At 63.2% G+C, this 16,403-nt stretch carries 12 protein-coding genes; 4 read left to right on the top strand and 8 right to left on the bottom strand.

What is annotated here, in order from left to right; genetic code table 11:
* Nucleotides 1-10: 10 nt before the first annotated feature.
* The 5 genes from LG373_RS03745 to dltA are packed head-to-tail and all read right to left on the bottom strand — an operon-like array spanning nt 11 to nt 4,453.
* Nucleotides 11-184 carry a hypothetical protein gene (locus LG373_RS03745; RefSeq protein ID WP_181792561.1) on the bottom strand — a complete coding sequence of 58 codons (174 nt, stop codon included), beginning with the start codon at nt 182-184 and terminating at the stop codon, nt 11-13.
* Nucleotides 181-1,458: a D-alanyl-lipoteichoic acid biosynthesis protein DltD gene (dltD, locus tag LG373_RS03740; protein WP_114566921.1), complete on the bottom strand. Its 1,278-nt coding sequence runs from the start codon at nt 1,456-1,458 to the stop codon at nt 181-183. The genes LG373_RS03745 and dltD overlap by 4 nt, the downstream gene beginning before the upstream one ends.
* A 12-nt stretch (nt 1,459-1,470) precedes the next feature.
* Nucleotides 1,471-1,725 carry a D-alanine--poly(phosphoribitol) ligase subunit DltC gene (gene dltC, locus LG373_RS03735; RefSeq protein WP_114566922.1) on the bottom strand — a complete coding sequence of 85 codons (255 nt, stop codon included), beginning with the start codon at nt 1,723-1,725 and terminating at the stop codon, nt 1,471-1,473.
* The gene (gene dltB / locus LG373_RS03730) at nt 1,718-2,890 is read right to left on the bottom strand and encodes a D-alanyl-lipoteichoic acid biosynthesis protein DltB (RefSeq protein ID WP_114566923.1); all 1,173 of its coding nucleotides are present in this window, start codon (nt 2,888-2,890) and stop codon (nt 1,718-1,720) included. The genes dltC and dltB overlap by 8 nt, the downstream gene beginning before the upstream one ends.
* 12 nt (nt 2,891-2,902) lie before the next feature.
* Nucleotides 2,903-4,453, bottom strand: coding sequence for a D-alanine--poly(phosphoribitol) ligase subunit DltA (dltA, locus tag LG373_RS03725; protein ID WP_114566924.1), 1,551 nt, complete (start codon nt 4,451-4,453; stop codon nt 2,903-2,905).
* A gap of 300 nt (nt 4,454-4,753) precedes the next feature.
* Between dltA and LG373_RS03720 the strand changes: the two genes are divergently transcribed.
* Nucleotides 4,754-5,254 carry a YaiI/YqxD family protein gene (locus LG373_RS03720; RefSeq protein WP_114566925.1) on the top strand — a complete coding sequence of 167 codons (501 nt, stop codon included), beginning with the start codon at nt 4,754-4,756 and terminating at the stop codon, nt 5,252-5,254.
* An 84-nt stretch (nt 5,255-5,338) separates the two neighbouring features.
* Here LG373_RS03720 and LG373_RS03715 read toward each other — a convergent pair whose 3' ends face one another.
* On the bottom strand, nt 5,339-6,694 hold the full coding sequence (locus tag LG373_RS03715) for a DUF2130 domain-containing protein (protein WP_114566926.1): 1,356 nt from the start codon (nt 6,692-6,694) through the stop codon (nt 5,339-5,341).
* 238 nt (nt 6,695-6,932) lie between these two features.
* Between LG373_RS03715 and gdhA the strand changes: the two genes are divergently transcribed.
* Together gdhA and LG373_RS03705 are read left to right on the top strand one after the other, a co-directional pair.
* Nucleotides 6,933-8,264 carry an NADP-specific glutamate dehydrogenase gene (gdhA, locus tag LG373_RS03710; protein ID WP_114566927.1) on the top strand — a complete coding sequence of 444 codons (1,332 nt, stop codon included), beginning with the start codon at nt 6,933-6,935 and terminating at the stop codon, nt 8,262-8,264.
* Nucleotides 8,265-8,626: 362 nt separating this feature from the next.
* Entirely contained in the window at nt 8,627-9,796 is a 1,170-nt protein-coding gene (locus LG373_RS03705; protein ID WP_225749052.1) for an IS110 family transposase, read from the top strand.
* 366 nt (nt 9,797-10,162) lie between these two features.
* On the opposite strand, the gene LG373_RS03700 is transcribed toward LG373_RS03705, so the two are convergent.
* A complete protein-coding gene (locus tag LG373_RS03700) occupies nt 10,163-11,146 on the bottom strand; it encodes a hypothetical protein (protein ID WP_225749051.1) in 984 nt (327 codons plus the stop codon).
* An 892-nt stretch (nt 11,147-12,038) separates the two neighbouring features.
* Nucleotides 12,039-14,138, bottom strand: a complete 2,100-nt coding sequence (locus LG373_RS03695; protein ID WP_225749202.1) for a sodium-translocating pyrophosphatase — start codon at nt 14,136-14,138, stop codon at nt 12,039-12,041.
* Nucleotides 14,139-14,435: 297 nt separating this feature from the next.
* Between LG373_RS03695 and LG373_RS03690 the strand changes: the two genes are divergently transcribed.
* Nucleotides 14,436-16,349 carry an LTA synthase family protein gene (locus tag LG373_RS03690; RefSeq protein WP_225749050.1) on the top strand — a complete coding sequence of 638 codons (1,914 nt, stop codon included), beginning with the start codon at nt 14,436-14,438 and terminating at the stop codon, nt 16,347-16,349.
* Nucleotides 16,350-16,403: the final 54 nt, after the last annotated feature.

The raw sequence follows: 16,403 nt of genomic DNA, 5'->3' as shown, positions 1-16,403 counted from the left end.
ACCCGGCTTCCTAGAAACTGTCGTATACGAATTGAACCGGTTGGGAAAAGCCGGAGAACACGATGAACCAGGCGAGCAGGACGACCAGAGCGACCACGGCTGCGCCGGCCGCCGCAACCAGCAGCCCGGGACGCCGTCGCACCGCGTCGCGCACACCGTCCGCCCACCGAAGAAGCCGGCTCACGATGCGCTCCCGTCGGTCACGCCGGCAAGCGAGGCGCCCGCATCGCCCGCCGAAGCCAAGCCCTCGGCCCGGCCGAAGCCGGCCCCGCCCAGAAACGCATCGTCGCGCCCGTTCGCGAAATCGTAGAACGCCTGCTCGATGCGCACCCAGCCGCGCCAGCCGGGATGCACGGTATCGCACAGAAAGTACTTCTCGTACTCGCAGCTGGAGAAGTCGGCGTACGCAGCCCCCGCCGCATCGCACGCGCCGCGCACGCGATCGTAGAACGCGCTGCGCACATCGGCTTCAACTCCCTCGCGGTCGTACCAGGCGCCGTGCATCGGCAGAATCACCACAAGCGGCTCCAGTCCCGTTTCGCGGCACACGTCCAAAAAGCACGAGAGGTCGTCGTATTCGGCATTCGCCTCCGTGAAGTTCTGCCCGCGTTCCACGTTGTAGCGGGAGTTCTTCTGCCAATAGGCGTCGTAGATGCCGTACGGGTTGGTGGTGCAGGCGGCGGCGCCGGATGCATCCGCCTGCGACAGCAGGGCCCTCCAGTCGGGTTCGCCCGTCGGGTTGCCGATCGCACGAGCAGCGCTCTTGTGCGGAGCCTGCTCGATCACCTGAGGCAAGCGGCTGCGAATGCGCGCGTCCTCCGCAAGCGAATACGCCGCATCGTTCACGGCGTCGAACGGCGTGTCCCTGTTGGCCGCGGCAAGCTGCCCCGCGTTCACCCCAAGGGCCGCCATGCGGGATCGAACGTAGGCCTTCGTTTTCTCGGACAGACGCGGGTTGTCCGCGAACTGCCGGTACAGGCTGTACGAGAACTTCGAGGGGAACTTCGCCTGCGCCCCGTTGCCCTTGAAGAACCATTGCGGCGACACCACGATCATGACCTTCTTGTTCTTGACCTTGTCGCCGTACGCACCGGCCGCAACAGCTTGCCATAGGCTTTGATCGTACGCTTCGCCGACGAAAGTCAGATCCACTCCGGTCACGTTCTCGCCAAACACCGCCTGCGGGCACTGCGCGACCTTGTCCTTCGAAATGTAGAACTCCGACGATCCGAACGCCAGGTGGCCGTCCGCGCTCATCGAAGACAGCGTGAACGCGGTGCTCTCGGACTTCACGCCCGAATACACGTAATCGTAGAGCCGTGTCGGATCGTGATCGGTTTGCCGGGGCAGCCCCCAGGCGCAAAACCCCGCGACCGCCAGCACGGCTGCGAGCAGCGCCGCAACCACGCCGCGCAGCAAGGCCATGCCCGTAAAGCCGGTCGATGCCCCTTTCGCCATGGTCCCGCCCGCCTACAGGCGGATCTCCACTTGGCGAATGATCAAATCCACCGTGTTCATCTCGTCGCGCTCCACCTCGGTAGGGGCAATGGACACGCCGAACTCCTCCTCGATGGTCACCAAAAGCTCGATAGCCCCCATAGAGTCCAAAAGGCCGAGCGCGAACAGATCCTCGCTTCGGCGCTCGCGCACCTCGTCATCGTCGCAGATATCCTCCAAAATGCAGAGCATGCGCTCCTCAAGCTGATCGTGCGTGACGCTACCCATTGATCGCTCCTTTCACGAGCATCGTTGCCTGCCCCGAGAACAGCGCGAACCCGATCATCACCAACTGCAGCGTGACGAACCAGGACAGCGCCTTGAACCAGGGTTCTTTCTTATGCTGCTTGTAAAACTTCGATTTCTTCTGAAACGCCTCCGTACCCGCCAGCAGCAAGCCGTGGTACAAGCCGTACAAAAGGTAGTTCGGCGTCAGGCCGTGCCAAGCGCCCATAAGCACCATGTCGAGCACGAAGCCCCAGCACGCCGTGGTCAGGCGGCTTTCGAACCAGCGCTTCTTGAGCGCCAGGCGCGAAAACCGCATGAACACGAAGTCGCGCAGCCAAAACGAGAGCGTGATGTTCCACCGGTTCCAAAAATCCTTGATGTCGATCGACGCGAACGGCGCGCGGAAGTTGCGCGGCGTGCGAATGCCGAAGCAGTAGCTAGCGCCCATCGCCATGAGGCTGTACCCTGCGAAGTCGAAGAACAGGTACAAGCCGTACACGTACGCGGTCTGCACCTGCGCGCCCAGCTCCGCAAGAAACGGGCCGCCGCCCCATGCGGTCGGTGCGTACAGGCGATGCAGCCACACCGCGATCACGAACGTGTACGCCATTCCCACGAGCAGCAGCAGGATGCCGCGCGCGAGCAGGCCCGCGTACTCGTCGCGCGTCCGCACCGCGTCGGCATCCTGCGCGAAACGACGGGAACGGTCGATGGGGCCGGACGTGAACACGGGGAAGAACAGCAGGAAGTACACGTAATCGAACAGGTTCATCCGCTCGATGAGGCCGTCGCGAATTTCGAAGAGCACCTGCAGCGCCTTGAACGTAATGTAGGAAACGCCCAAGAAGCCCAGCAGATTCTGGTCGAACACCGCGCCCGCCTTCGCGGACACGAGCGGCACGAGCGTGACGACAACGGCCGCATAGAAGCGCGCGTTCGACTTCGGGTCGGCCGAAAGCCACCGCATGCACGCTACGGCCGCCAGCACGAACCCCGCCGCGAGCGCAAGGCCGGCGACGTCCTTCGAGAACAAGCACGCCAGCAGCACTACGGACACCGCCAGGCCGTAGCGCTTGAGCGGCTTCTCGCGCAGGCCGAGGAAAGCCGCGCCCGCTACCGCTGCGGCCAGCGCCACGAAAAAGCTGGGGTCGGCGTAAAACGACATGCGCGCGACCCGTTACGCCTCGGCCAGGGCTTTTCGATCAAGCTTGCCGTTGCAGGTCAGCGGCAGCTCGTCGAACAGCTTCACGGTACGCGGCACCATGTACGCAGGAACGAGCTCGGCCAGACCGCGCCGAATCTCCTGACGAGCGTCGAAGGCGTCGAGCGCAGCAGCCGAAGCGTCCAGCACCACGCATGCCTTCAGGTGGGAAACGCGCCCGCGGCGCAGCACCGGCACTACGACAGCTTGCTTCACCTGCGGCAATGAAACGATGTTCCTTTCCACGTCCTCAAGCTCGATGCGAAACCCGTTCACCTTCACCAGCGCGTCGAATCGCCCTTCGCAGTGAAGCACGCCCTCCTTGTCCAATCGACCCAGGTCGCCCGTGCGATACGCCCGCATTTTGCGGCCGTCGGAACGCAGCGACCACGAGAACGCTTCGGCGGTTTTATCGGGATTGCGGTAGTAGCCTTTCGCCACCGTGTCCCCCACGATGACGATCTCGCCGCTTCGCCCCGGCTCGCACGGCGCCCCCGTTTCGGGGTTCACGATGCGCAGCTCGGTCCCCGGACGAGGACGCCCCACTGGCAAGGGGGCCGCATCCGCAAGCTCGGCGGGACCGATTTCGGCGTACGTTACCGCCACGGTGGACTCGGTGGGCCCGTAGGTGTTCACGACGAGCGCCTGCGGAAACCGACGGACCAAGTCCTCGGCCGTCGCATGGTGCAAGGTCTCCCCGCAAAAGAGAAACATGCGAACGTCGGAAAGAAGCGCCTGGTCGAACGAAGGATCCGCCAGGCATAGATCGGCGAACGACGGCGTGGAAACCCACACCTGCACGCCCGAGGCGCGCAGGTCCTCGAACAGCATGCGCGCATCCTCGGTTTTCTCGCGCGAAACCGCGTGCAGGCACCCGCCGGTCGACAGCGCGCCCACCACTTCGTACTGCGACAGATCGAACGAGTACGGCGGCTGGTCCAGGAACACGCGCGCACCGTCCGACACCACCGGAAACGTGCGGAGCCACCGCATGAAGTTCGCCGCGTTGTCCGCGCTCACCTCGATGCCCTTGGGTCGCCCGGTCGAGCCGGACGTGAAGATGAGGTAATGCGTCTCCTCGCCGGAAACCCAGCAGGAGCGGTCGGGAACGCTCGCACGGTCGAACGGCAGACGCGCAACCTCGCGCGCATCCACGACGCGATCCTCGCATGTCAGCTCCCGCAACGCGCAAGGCAGCTCCACGGCGGTCAACAGCAACGGTTCCCCCAGCTGGGAAGCGATGTCGGCCAACCGAGACGCCGGCATCTCAACATCGACGGGCACGAAGGCGTGCCCGCTTTTCAAGCAGCCCAGAAACCCGACGATCATCAAGGGGCCCTTATGCCCCAGGACGACGACCGGCTCGCGATCGCCCGAACGCTCACGCAGCGCGCACGCCACGGCATCGGACATAGTCCACAGCTCGGCATAGGTCATGGTTGCGTCGTCTGCACGATAGGCCAAAGCATCCGGCGTCGTCTGCGCCCATCGCTCGACCTCCAGCAAAAACCCGTTCTCGTTCGCCATACGCTCGCCTCTTCTCTCGCCCCGTTGCGCGCCAAGCCGCCCCATGCGACCGGGGTTCAAGATAGACTTCGAATATCTACGGCGCATCGAGGTCACAGACTGAGCACAAATCGGTAACCGAACCGACGCTCAAAAAGCTGCGCCTTCACATGCTGCGCACGACAGCGAATCGACGATGCGCGCAGCGGGTCGACAACCGCGCAGCACGCGCCTTGGGCTTCGGGCCTATGCGGAAGCGCGCGGGTTCGCAACCTGGGATGCCTGCCGCTATACTGAACCAACCCAAGAGAAAGCAGGTCCATGAAGCCCACTGTGTACATCGACGCCGACGCCTGCCCCGTCACCGCCGAGGCCGTCAACATCGCGCGAAACCGCAACATCCCCGTCGTTATCGCGGGCAACTCAACGCAGAACCTGCTTCGGCACGTGCGACGAAGCGACCCCCGGCAGCCCACCGACGGATTCTGGGTCGACACCCTTGCCGTGGGCATCGGCGCCGATGCGGCCGATTTCGCCATCGTGCAGGAACTGAAGCCCGGCGATATCGTGGTGACGCAGGACATCGGCCTTGCGGCCATGGCGCTCGGCCGCAGCGCGCGGGCCATCGGCGTGCGCGGGCGCGTGTACTCGCGCGCGACCATCGACGCCGACATGCAGATACGCCACCTCGAGAAGAACGTCCGTCGACAAGGCGGCAGGACGAAGGGCCCTGCGGCGTTCGAGGACGAGGATCGCGAACGCTTCGCGGCGAACCTGCGGCGCCTGGTGGACGAGTCGCTTCGCGGCGGGGACGAGCGCTAGCGCAACGTCGACGGCAGCAAGGCTCCGGAAAGCGAAACCGGGCGGCGCACCCCATCCCGCCGCCCGGAAACCGGCAAGCCGCACCTATTCGGAAACGTCGGCGCTACCATCCTCAAGCGCTTTGAACGCGGCTTTCATAGTGGGGTTGTTCCTGGTCAGACGCTTGATAGTCAAGTCCTGCGCCTTGTTGTTCGCCAGGCGCAGATTGTTCTCGGAGGAAAGCAGGGCCTCTTTGGTTTTCTGCAGGTGCGCGATGGTCTTGTCAATCTCGTCGATAGCCGTCTGAAAACGGCGGCTGGCCAGGTCGTAGTTGCGCGCGAAACCCGATTTGAACGTCTCCATCTGCTCTTCGAAGTTCGTGATGTCGATGTTCTGGTTGCGCACCACGGCCAGCTCCGCCTTGTAGGCAAGCGAGTTGAGCGCGGCGTTGCGCAGAATGGAGATCATGGGCAGGAAGAACTGGGGGCGAACGACGTACATCTTCTCGTACCGATACGACACGTCCACGATTCCCTGGTTGTACAGCTCGCTGTCCGGCTCCAAAAGCGACACGAGCACCGCGTACTCGCATCCCTTCTTCGTGCGATCGGCGTCGAGCTTCTTGAAGAACTCGTCGTTTCGATGGTGGCGGGACGGGTCGTCGGATTCGTTCTTCATCTCGAACATGATGGACACGATCTCGTTGCCCGCCTCGTCGCACTCCCGGAAGATGAAGTCGCCCTTCGAGCCGCCGGATGCATCGTTGTCCTTCTCGAAGTACGCCCGCGGGAACGCCGTTGCGCGAATCTTGTTGAACTCGGTCTCGCAATGCTGCTCAAGCGACTCGCCCACCATTTTGGTGGACAAGCGCGCCTTCATGTCGCGATAGCGCTCGATCTCGTTTTCCTTGTACGCGATGATGTCGTCTTTCGCCTTCAGCTCAATGGACAGCTGCTCCTTGAGCGCGCTTTCAACCTGGATGCGCTCGGCGTCCTTGAGCGCCACCTGGGCGGCCAGGGCATCGCGCTCGCGTTCGATCTCGGTGCGCGCCTGCTGCACGGCCAGCTGCTTCTCGGTTTCGCTGGCGTGCTGCTGCGCGGACAAGCGCTGTTCGAGCTCGACGATGCGAGCGTCCTTCGCCGCCGCGATGTCGGCAAGCGCACGCTCGCGCTCGGCCTGCGCGACGCGCTCCCGAGCTTCGTTCTCGCGCTTCGCCGCGTCCAGTCTGGCCTCCAATTCGGCAATGCGGGTCTCCTTCTCGGAAGCCTTCGCCTGCGCCGCTCCCAAAGCCTGCGCCACCGCCAGCTCGACAGCCTGCTTCTTTTCGGTTGCCAGCAGCTGCTCGTGCCGTTGCACTTCCTTGTCGAATTCGCTGTCGCGCACCTGCTTCATGATGGCCGCGAAACCGGTCTCGTCAACCTGAAACACCGTTTGGCAATGGGGGCACTTGATCTCGTTCATGCACGCTCCTTATCTCTTGCCCCGATTCTACCCCATCGATTGTTTTCGAGAGGGTCGCAATGGGGACAGTCGAGCAATTCATCGTTGAAATTCGCAACGAGCCGGACGTCCCGAATCGCTTCGATCGCGACCTTTCGGCGCACAGGTTTGTTTCGAATCGTTTAAATAATCATTGCGCGCGGTCGGCTCTCTTTATAATGATGCTATTGCGTACTGCATTTCCCAAAGGAGGTCCGAATTGAGTTACGTCGATCGAGTTATCGAGCAGGTCAAGGCGAAGGACGCCAGCCAGCCTGAGTTCATCCAGGCCGTCACCGAGGTGCTGCGTTCCCTCGAGCCGGTCATCGAGGCGCATCCCGAGTACGAGGCCGCTGGCCTGCTCGAGCGCATCGTGGAACCCGAGCGCGTGATCATGTTTCGCGTCCCCTGGGTCGATGACGCGGGCAAGGTGCAGGTCAACCGCGGCTTCCGCGTGCAGTACAACAGTTGCCTGGGGCCCTACAAGGGCGGCCTGCGCCTGCATCCGTCCGTGAACCTGGGCATCATCAAGTTCCTGGGCTTCGAGCAGATCTTCAAGAACAGCCTGACCACGCTTCCCATGGGCGGCGGCAAGGGCGGCTGCGACTTCGACCCGAAGGGCAAGTCGGACATGGAAGTCATGCGCTTCTGCCAGAGCTTCATGACCGAGCTTCAGCGCCACATCGGCGCCGACACCGACGTGCCGGCTGGCGACATCGGCACGGGCGCACGTGAGATCGGCTACCTGTTCGGCCAGTACAAGCGCATCAAGAACGTCTGGGAAGGCGTGCTTACCGGCAAGGGCCTGTCCTACGGCGGATCGCTCGCCCGCACCGAGGCGACCGGCTACGGCCTGATCTACTTCGTGCAGGAGTACCTGGAGTGCCACGGCGACTCCTTCGAGGGCAAGACGGTGTCGGTCTCCGGCTCCGGCAACGTGGCCATCTACGCCACGCAGAAGGCCCAGCAGCTGGGCGCCAAGGTAGTCACGCTCAGCGACTCCACCGGCTGGATCCACGATCCCAACGGCATCGACGTTGCCCTGGTCAAGCAGATCAAGGAAGTCGAGCGCGCCCGCATCTCCGAGTACGCGAAGCGTCGCGAAGGCGTGGAATACCACGAGGGCCGCGGCGTGTGGAGCGTGCCCGTGGACATCGCGCTGCCCTGCGCGACCCAAAACGAGCTGTTCATCGAGGATGCACAGCAGCTGGTCGCGAACGGCTGCAAGGTGGTTGCCGAGGGCGCCAACATGCCCACCACGATGGACGCGACCGATTACTTCCTGGACAACGGCGTGACCTTCTGCCCCGGCAAGGCCGCCAACGCCGGCGGCGTGGCCACCTCCGGCCTGGAGATGTCGCAGAACTCCGAGCGCCTGTCCTGGTCGTTCGAGGAAGTGGATGCCAAGCTGCAGGGCATCATGAAGAGCATCTACCACGCAGCCGACGACGCCGCGCGCGAGTTCGGCCACGAAGGCAACTACGTCATGGGCGCGAACATCGCCGGCTTCAAGAAGCTCGCCGACGCCATGATGGCGCAGGGCGTGGTGTAAGCCGCAGCATCCAGCAAAAGCGAAAGCCCGGCCACACTGGCCGGGCTTTTTCATGTTCCCGTGGTACCCGACGCACGGAGATCGCCCATTACAGTTAGACCTGGCTCTGCCGGGTCTTTTCTTTTCCAGCTCGATCCGCAAGCGGATTACGATGAAGCAGACCCTGCGGGGTTGCTGGCCGACCCGCCCCGGATGGCCCTTCGTCCCTGCCTCTCGCGAAGGCCCGGGGGGTGTTGCCACCGGGGACGGGCGCCGCGGCGAAGGCTGATAGAAACCTGCCGGCCCGAAAGGGCGCGGCTCTGTAATGTGGGTGCCGAAGCTGCGGCCCGCGCGGTCAGCCAACATGCCGAAAGGATAGCATCATGGAGGCCGCAAGGACAATCTGCATCGGATTCGACGTGGGCAAGGCGGCGCATCGGGCGTGCGCCGTCTCCCGGGCGTCCGGGGAGATACTCTTCAACAAGGCGCTTGAGAACAGGGAGGGCCCCATAGACGAGACGCTCGCGCTCGCGGGCGAAGGGGCGCTCGTCGTCGTCGACCAGAAGCGCAACATCGGGGCCCTCGTGCTCGAGCGCGCGAGGGCCGCGGGCATGGAGGTCGCCTACCTGCCGGGCCTGGCGATGAAGCGCGCCCGGGACATGTTCCCCGGTGCCGCCAAGACCGACGAGATAGACGCCGAGGTCATCGCGCGCACCGCCATCGGGATGCCGTGGTGCCTGCGGCCCGTGGCCGAGGACGCCGGCAGCGGCGCCGAGATAAGGCTGCTCGCATCGCAGCGGCGCTTCCTGACGAAATGCTCCACGCAGTCGAAGAACCGCCTGCGCTCGGCGCTGCTCGAGGTCGACCCCGCCTTCGAGGCGGCCGTCGACCTGGGGGCGGCGTGGCAGGTGGGCGTCCTGTCCAGGTTCGGGGGCGCCCCCGGCATAGCCGCGGCGGGCAGGAAGGGCTACCGCACCTTCGCCGTGAAGAAGTCGGGGGCGCCCGAGGCGGCGGCCGACGGGCTTTGGGACGCGGCCCTGGCTTCGGCGAAGTCGGGCAGGCCGCACACGGCCGCGGAGGACGCGGCGGTGAGGATGCTCGCCGAGCGGATAGAGGAAGACCTCGCCAGGGCGGCATCCGTCAGGGAGTCCATGGACGCGCTGCTCGCCGGCGACGCCGTGTACCGGGCGCTGCTCACCGTTCCGGGCATCGGCCCGAAGACCGCCTCGGCGCTCGTCGCCGGAGTCGACATCGGCCTGTTTTCGAGCCACGACAAGCTGGCGTCTTTTACCGGGCTCGCCCCGAGCAACAGGCAGTCGGGCACCTCTCTGGACTCGGCGTCGTCGTCGAAGACCGGCAACAAGGAGCTCAAGAACCTGCTCGTCTTCTCCTGCAACTCCCTCGTCGGCACTGACAACGAGTTCGGCCGCTACTACGATGCGTGCCGCGCGCGGGGAATGCGGCACAACAAGGCCCTCAAAGCCGTGGCGCGAAAGAGGCTGAAGGTCATCTTCGCCGTCATGCGGGACGCCCGCCCGTACGTCCGAGCCTAGTCCTCGGCCGAATCGCCGAAGAAGAGCCCTGCCGCCGGGGTTTGCGCGAGCATGCCCGAATCAAACGGCCCGATCCCGAAAAAGCAATTGACAAAACCATAGAAACACCCCCCCCCATCGCGCAATCCGTGCGCACGACGTCGAATTTCGCGCAGTCCTGTCAAAACGATCGAGTTTTGCGGCGATTTTCCGCCTTTTTATGATTGCTCGCCAACACACGATTTTCATTGTCCCAGTTCAGAAGCTTATCCGCTTGCTTTATCCTGGTTTGAGGACCAGCAAAACTCGTCCGTTTTGACAGATGGGCCCTACGCGTCCGAAAACCGATCGAAAGTCGGCAGCGTCCCGAAAGCCCTTCACGGCAACTCACAGCACTGCGGCTCTCAGCATGCGGCACGCTTGCGCGAAACCATCGTACGGACGAACCCGCTCGCCTAAAGCAGCAGCAAGCTGACGCGCCTCCTTGTCGAAGCGAGCAAGATCCATGATCTGGTGATTCGTCATCGTGCGCACCGACACCCCCAGATGGGACAAGTCATCGCGACGTTCCGAATCCCTTGCGATCCGAGAAGGACCGGTATGGTACTCGTCGCTTTCGTACTCAACGTCGAGCTTCGCTTGCGACCAGTACAGATCGCATAAGTAGTATCCCTTTTCGGTGCAATCTCGCCGCGCGTCCGGCACATCCATTCGATAATTCAATTCGGGATGCGAAAGCGCATAGCCGCCCATTCTTCGCGGAAGGCAAAGCAGCAACGTCAAAGCCGTCTCGCGCGGCGAAGCGGAACAGGCGACCAAATGCTTGAGGACTCTTCGAGCCGCAGCCGCGCCAGGAATTCCCCGTGCAGATTCGACGTATCGAGCAAGGGCCGACGCCGTGGTCAAAAGCATGGGCCTCCCGTACCGCGTGCGCCCATCGCAGTTGCGCGCGTACGTTCCGCACAACTCGAATCCCAAGGCAAGAAGCTCCAACGCAGGCAAGACGGAAGCCATCTGCACGAAGCACAGCTCCGGCGAGCTCGCGTACAAATCTTCGTCCAATCGCACGAATGATCCAGGAGGAAACGGGCGCGCATGAACATGGCAGCGCACGCCGACGCGGTCGATCCGATCGCACGTACAGGGCACGACCACATGCACGGGCGATTCGCGAGAAACGCGCCCGAGCGGCAATCCGCTTTCAAGAAGCAGGGAATCCCCGCGAGCGCGATCGACATCTACGGCCTTGCGGCCCTGGAAAAACGCCGCGGTATCGGCATCGCGGCTGCGAGCCCGCGCCGCCTTGTCCGCATCGCCGATAAGCTCCGACGATCCGACGGGATGCCGAACGCGTTTTCCAGAGCAGGGCACCCGAAGGCGGGCATCGAACCTTCCCGACCGCCAACATTCCAACGCTGTTATATGGCTTATGTATATAGTCATATATTAAGACTAGCAAGGGCAACGCCCCTCATGTTCGCGGACAATCGTTTCGTTATCTTCACGTTATCTTGCGCTGGATTCCTGCTAGATTCCCGCTAGACCCGTGCTAGATTCCTGCAAGGTTTTCGCAAAACCACGCCCAGAAGACGGCAGGCGTGCATCCGCGCCGATGCACGCGCAGGCAAAGGCGAAAGCGGGATCGCGGCTGAAAGCAAACGGCGAACGGGCGGGCCGAGACGAGCGCGCAGCTAGAGGAAGGCACGCGGGTCAAAGTGGACGCACGGCTGGAAGCAGGTACGCAAGCTGAAGCAGGCGCGCAAGCTGAAGCAGGTCCGCAGGCTGAAGCAGGCGCGCAAGCCGAGGCGAGCGCACCGGCTGAAACAACCGTGCGGACCGAAGCGGAGCACGCAGACCGGCGGAACGGACAGCTTGCAGGAACGCGTGCAGTAGCAGAATGTATTTGACACGGTCCGCTGTCAAAACGATCGAGTTTTGCGGCGATTTTCCGCCTTCTCGAGGTTGTTCGCTGATGCGTGATTTTCATTATCCCAGTTCAGAAGCTTACCGGCTTGCTTTATCCTGGTTTGAGGACCAGCAAAACTCGTCCGTTTTGACAAAACTTCGAACTGAAGATGGGGTCAGCGAGGACTGCAAGTCCCCGAAGCGCAAGACGGAGCCGGGCACGTCGCAAGCCTCCGAAACTGGAACGGAACCGGGTACGCGGGCAGCGCCCGTCCTCGCCGCGCGACCGCCTCCTAAAACAACACGGGACCCGGCGCGAAGCCGGGTCCCAAAACATGCAAGCTTTTCGAGCGAGCGCTTACATCATCGTCTGAATCGCGACGAACAGCGGGGTGAACGTCAGCGAAACGATGGTCATCAGGTTGATGAGGATGTTCATGGACGGACCAGAGGTGTCCTTGAACGGATCGCCCACGGTGTCGCCGACAACGGCGGCCTTGTGAGCATCGGATCCCTTACCGCCATGATAGCCCTGCTCGATGTACTTCTTCGCGTTGTCCCACGCGCCACCGGCGTTGGACATGAAGATGGCCATGAGCATACCCGTGGCAACGGCGCCGGCCAAAAAGCCGCCCAGCATAGCCGGGTTGAAGCAACCGATCGCGACCGGCACGATAATGGCAAGGCAACCGGGAAGCATCATCTCGCGCAGCGCGGAGCTGGTGGAGATGGCCACGCACTTGTCGTACTCGGGCTCGGCCTCGTACTCCATGATGCCCTTGATCTCACGGAACTGGCGACGCACTTCCTCGACCATGGCATGAGCAGCGCGGGACACGGCGCCCATGGTGAGGGCCGCGAACATGAACGGCATCATGGCGCCGATGAAGATACCGGCAACGATCAGAGGATCGGTGAGCGTCAGCTCGAAGTTCGGAATAGCATGGTGCATCGTGGCCTGGTAGGACACGAACAGCGAGATAGCGGACAGGCCCGCAGAGGCAATGGCGAAGCCCTTCGCGATGGCAGCGGTGGTGTTGCCCACGGCGTCCAGCGCGTCGGTGCGATCACGCACTTCCTCGGGAAGTCCGGCCATCTCGGCGATGCCGCCCGCGTTGTCGGCAACAGGGCCGTACGCGTCGACGCCAATGGTGATAGCGGTGTTGGAAAGCATGCCAGTTGCGGCAAGACCCACGCCGAACAGGCCGACGGCAATGCCGCCCTCAGCCGAGGCGAGCGGGAACGCAAGGTTGCCGAACGTGTACGCGCCGATGATAGCCAAAGCAACCAGCACGATCGGAGCGATGGTGGACAGCATGCCCGTGCCGATGCCCTCGATGATGACCGTGGCGGCACCGGTGTCGGCAGCCTCGGCGATCTTGTGGACCGGCTTGTACTTGTCGGAGCAGAAGTACTCGGTGATCTTGCCGATGGCAAGGCCGGCCACCAGGCCGCACAGCACCGAGCCGAACAGCCACAGCGGCTGCGCCTCGACGGACTGGGAGTTCCAGATGGAGAACAGGCAGAAGATCACGACGATCTCGATGCCGGCAGCCAGGTACGTGCCGCGGTTGAGCGCCTTGTGCAGGGCAGCGCCTTCCTTGGTGCGCACGGCGAACAGGCCGATGATGGACGTGAGAATACCGGTTGCCGCGATGATGAGCGGCGTCACCAGGGCCCACACGAGGTCGCCCGTGGCGAAGTACCCGCCCAGCGCGCCGAAGGTGGCGGCCAGGATGGTGGGGGCCAGGATGGCACCCGTGTAGGACTCGAACAGGTCGGCGCCCATGCCGGCCACGTCGCCTACGTTGTCGCCTACGTTGTCGGCGATGGTGGCGGGGTTGCGGGGATCGTCCTCGGGAATGCCCGCTTCCACCTTGCCCACGAGGTCAGCGCCAACGTCGGCGGCCTTCGTGTAGATGCCGCCGCCCACACGGGCGAACAGCGCAACAGCAGAAGCGCCGGTGGCGAAGCCTTCGACCATGCCGATGTTGGTGTGCATCTGAGCAACCTCGACGATGTCGATGCCGAACACCAGCAGGATAAGCCACAGCGACAGGCCCAGCAGGGCGAACGACGCCACGCACAGGCCCATGGTGAGGCCGGACTTGAAGCTGATGTTCAGGGCCTTGGCAACCGACTCCTCGGCAGCGTGAGCGGTACGCGTGTTCGCGCGCGTTGCCACGTGCATGCCAACGTAGCCGGCGGCCGCAGACATCACGCCGCCTGTGACGAACGCAAGCGCCGTAATCGGCGACAGGAGCGTCGCCATAGCAACGGCCACAACCACCATGAAGATCACGAGCAGCTTGTACTCGCTCATCAAAAACGCCTTAGCGCCCTGCTGGATCTTCAGGGAGATGTTATTCATCTTGTCCGGACCCGGATCCTGCTTCAGAACCCACGTTCCGAGGTAGGCTGCCATGCAAATGCCGATGAGGGCGCACACGGGAGCCATCCATGCGACTGCAGTAGTCACGTGTCTCCTCCTTTTTTCGACCAATACGATATGCGACCTTTTCGCCGGGCATTCGAGCGAGAAAGTCGCAACCGCTTTATTCTAGAGGATTTGCAGATAATGTGAACCCGTAATCGAGTTTTTTTGGATACATGAAATTGCAAGCGTTTCACCAGGAATCAGGCCGCGCATCGACAATCAGGGCGGATTCAAGCTGCAAACGAAGCGATATCCGGTATACTTCGCCTTTTCACATCACCGACGATGCATGCATCTGAACCACGCGAGGAGCACGTTATGCCCGGTATACGCCACGCACGCGCCGCACAAGACGCGGTGCGTGCGCTTTTCGCCCTGATCGCGGGCGCCGTCGATCGCTTCCGATCCCTGCCGTTCGCGAAAAAGGCGCGTCCCTTCGTTCTTGCGCTTGCCGTGCCAACGGCTTTCCTGCTGCTCGAAGTGCCCTACAACGCGAACCTGCTTTCCATGGATCCTTATTATGCGGGGTTGAACCTCGTCCTCTTGGCGATCCTTTTCGGCATCTGCTACTTCGTCGGGCAGCGCTCCCGCGCGGCTGTTGCGGCGTTTCTGCTGGCTTGCCTGGCGGCCGGAACGGCAAACCACTTCGTCATCCTGTTCAAAGGCCAGCCCGTCGTGCCTGCCGACCTGTTCGCCCTGTCCACGGCCGCATCGGTGGGATCGGGCTACTCCTTCGAGCTTGACGCGAGCCTGCTTGCGAGCATCGCGCTGTTCTTGGGGTACTGCGCCGTGCTGTTCCTGATGCCGAAGCAGCGGCTCTCGTTCCGACGCGGCTTGACCAACGCCACGTGCGCGCTTGTGCTAGTTGGAGGCTTCGGATGGTCGCTAGCCGCCGTCGACATCGAAAAAGCCTTCGATTGCACGGTGGACGTATGGGGCGTCAAGGAATCGTACGCCGAGCAAGGATCGGCGCTTTGCTTTCTCAAGCGCGTCCAAGACCTGAGCCCCGCCGAACCCGACGGATACGCGACCGCGGCCATCGAGGACATGCTGGACTCGTACGCAGACGCCACGGCCGTCCCGGAAGCGCATGCCGGCGAACTTGTCGAACAGCCCACGGTCATCGCCATCATGAACGAGACGTTCTCCGACCTGTCGCGCTACCCCGGCCTTGCCGACACCGAGGCCCGCCCCGCCCGGTTCCACGAGCTTGCCGCCGAAGCGCTCGAGGCCGGCGAAGCCTACGCCTCGGCCATGGGAGGCGGCACCTGCAACAGCGAGTTCGAGTTTCTGACCGGGTCGAGCATGGCGCACCTGGGCGGAGGCGTGTATCCGTACGTGCTTTACGACCTGGACAAAGCCGAAAGCCTGGTGTCGTACTTCTCATCGATGGGCTACGCCACGCACGCGCTGCATCCGGCCGAGGGCACGAACTGGAGGCGCGACCGAATCTACGCGCAGCTGGGATTCGACCGATTCAGCGACATAGCCTCCTTCGACGGCGCGGACACCTTGCGCGGCCTGGTCACCGATCGCGCCACCTACGACTACGTGCTGAACCTGTTGGCGGAAAACGAGCAGCCTCAGTTCATCTTCGACGTGACCATGCAAAACCACGGAGGCTACGACGTGGGCGGCCTTTCCGAAAAAATGAGCGTGAGCGTTCCGCTTCCCGACGGAACCACGTCGCCCGAGCTGAACGAGTACGCAAGCGTCATCCACCAGGCAGACCAGGATCTGGCGTATCTGACAGAGCAGCTGAACGCGCTTGAGAGGCCGGTGGTCCTCTGCTTCTTCGGCGATCATCAACCCGGTTTCAGCGACTGGCTGTTCGAAGCCACGCACGAAGGCGTGTCCGCAGACGATCTGGGGCTCGATGCCGTGCAGTCGCGCTACGCTGTACCCTACCTCATCTGGGAAAACGACGCCGCACGCGCAATCAAGCAACAGCGTGGAAACCCTGTCGAGGACGAAGCCGACGCCCTCGCCACAGGACCGGTCGAGCAACGGTCGAGCCTGAACTACCTGGGCGCCAAGCTGGTGGACTCAGCAGGCCTTCCCACCACGAACTACCAGCGCTTTTTGCTGTCGACCAGCGAATCCATACCCGCCGTCAACCTCAACGGCTACCTGAGCGCCGACGGCACCTGGCACTGGCTCGACGAGGAAGCGGACGCCGAAAACCTGCTAGACGCCTACGCCTGGATACAGTACGACAACCTGTTCGGCTAAGGTCGAGACAACGAACAAGGCGGGAGACGATACCGTCCCCCGCCTTGCGCCATT

Origin of the sequence: Paraeggerthella sp. Marseille-Q4926 (assembly GCF_916618935.1) — a bacterium.
Lineage (GTDB): Bacteria > Actinomycetota > Coriobacteriia > Coriobacteriales > Eggerthellaceae > Paraeggerthella > Paraeggerthella hominis.
The sequence above is the reverse complement of the archived record's forward strand: the minus strand, read 5'-3'. Positions and strand labels throughout refer to the sequence as shown.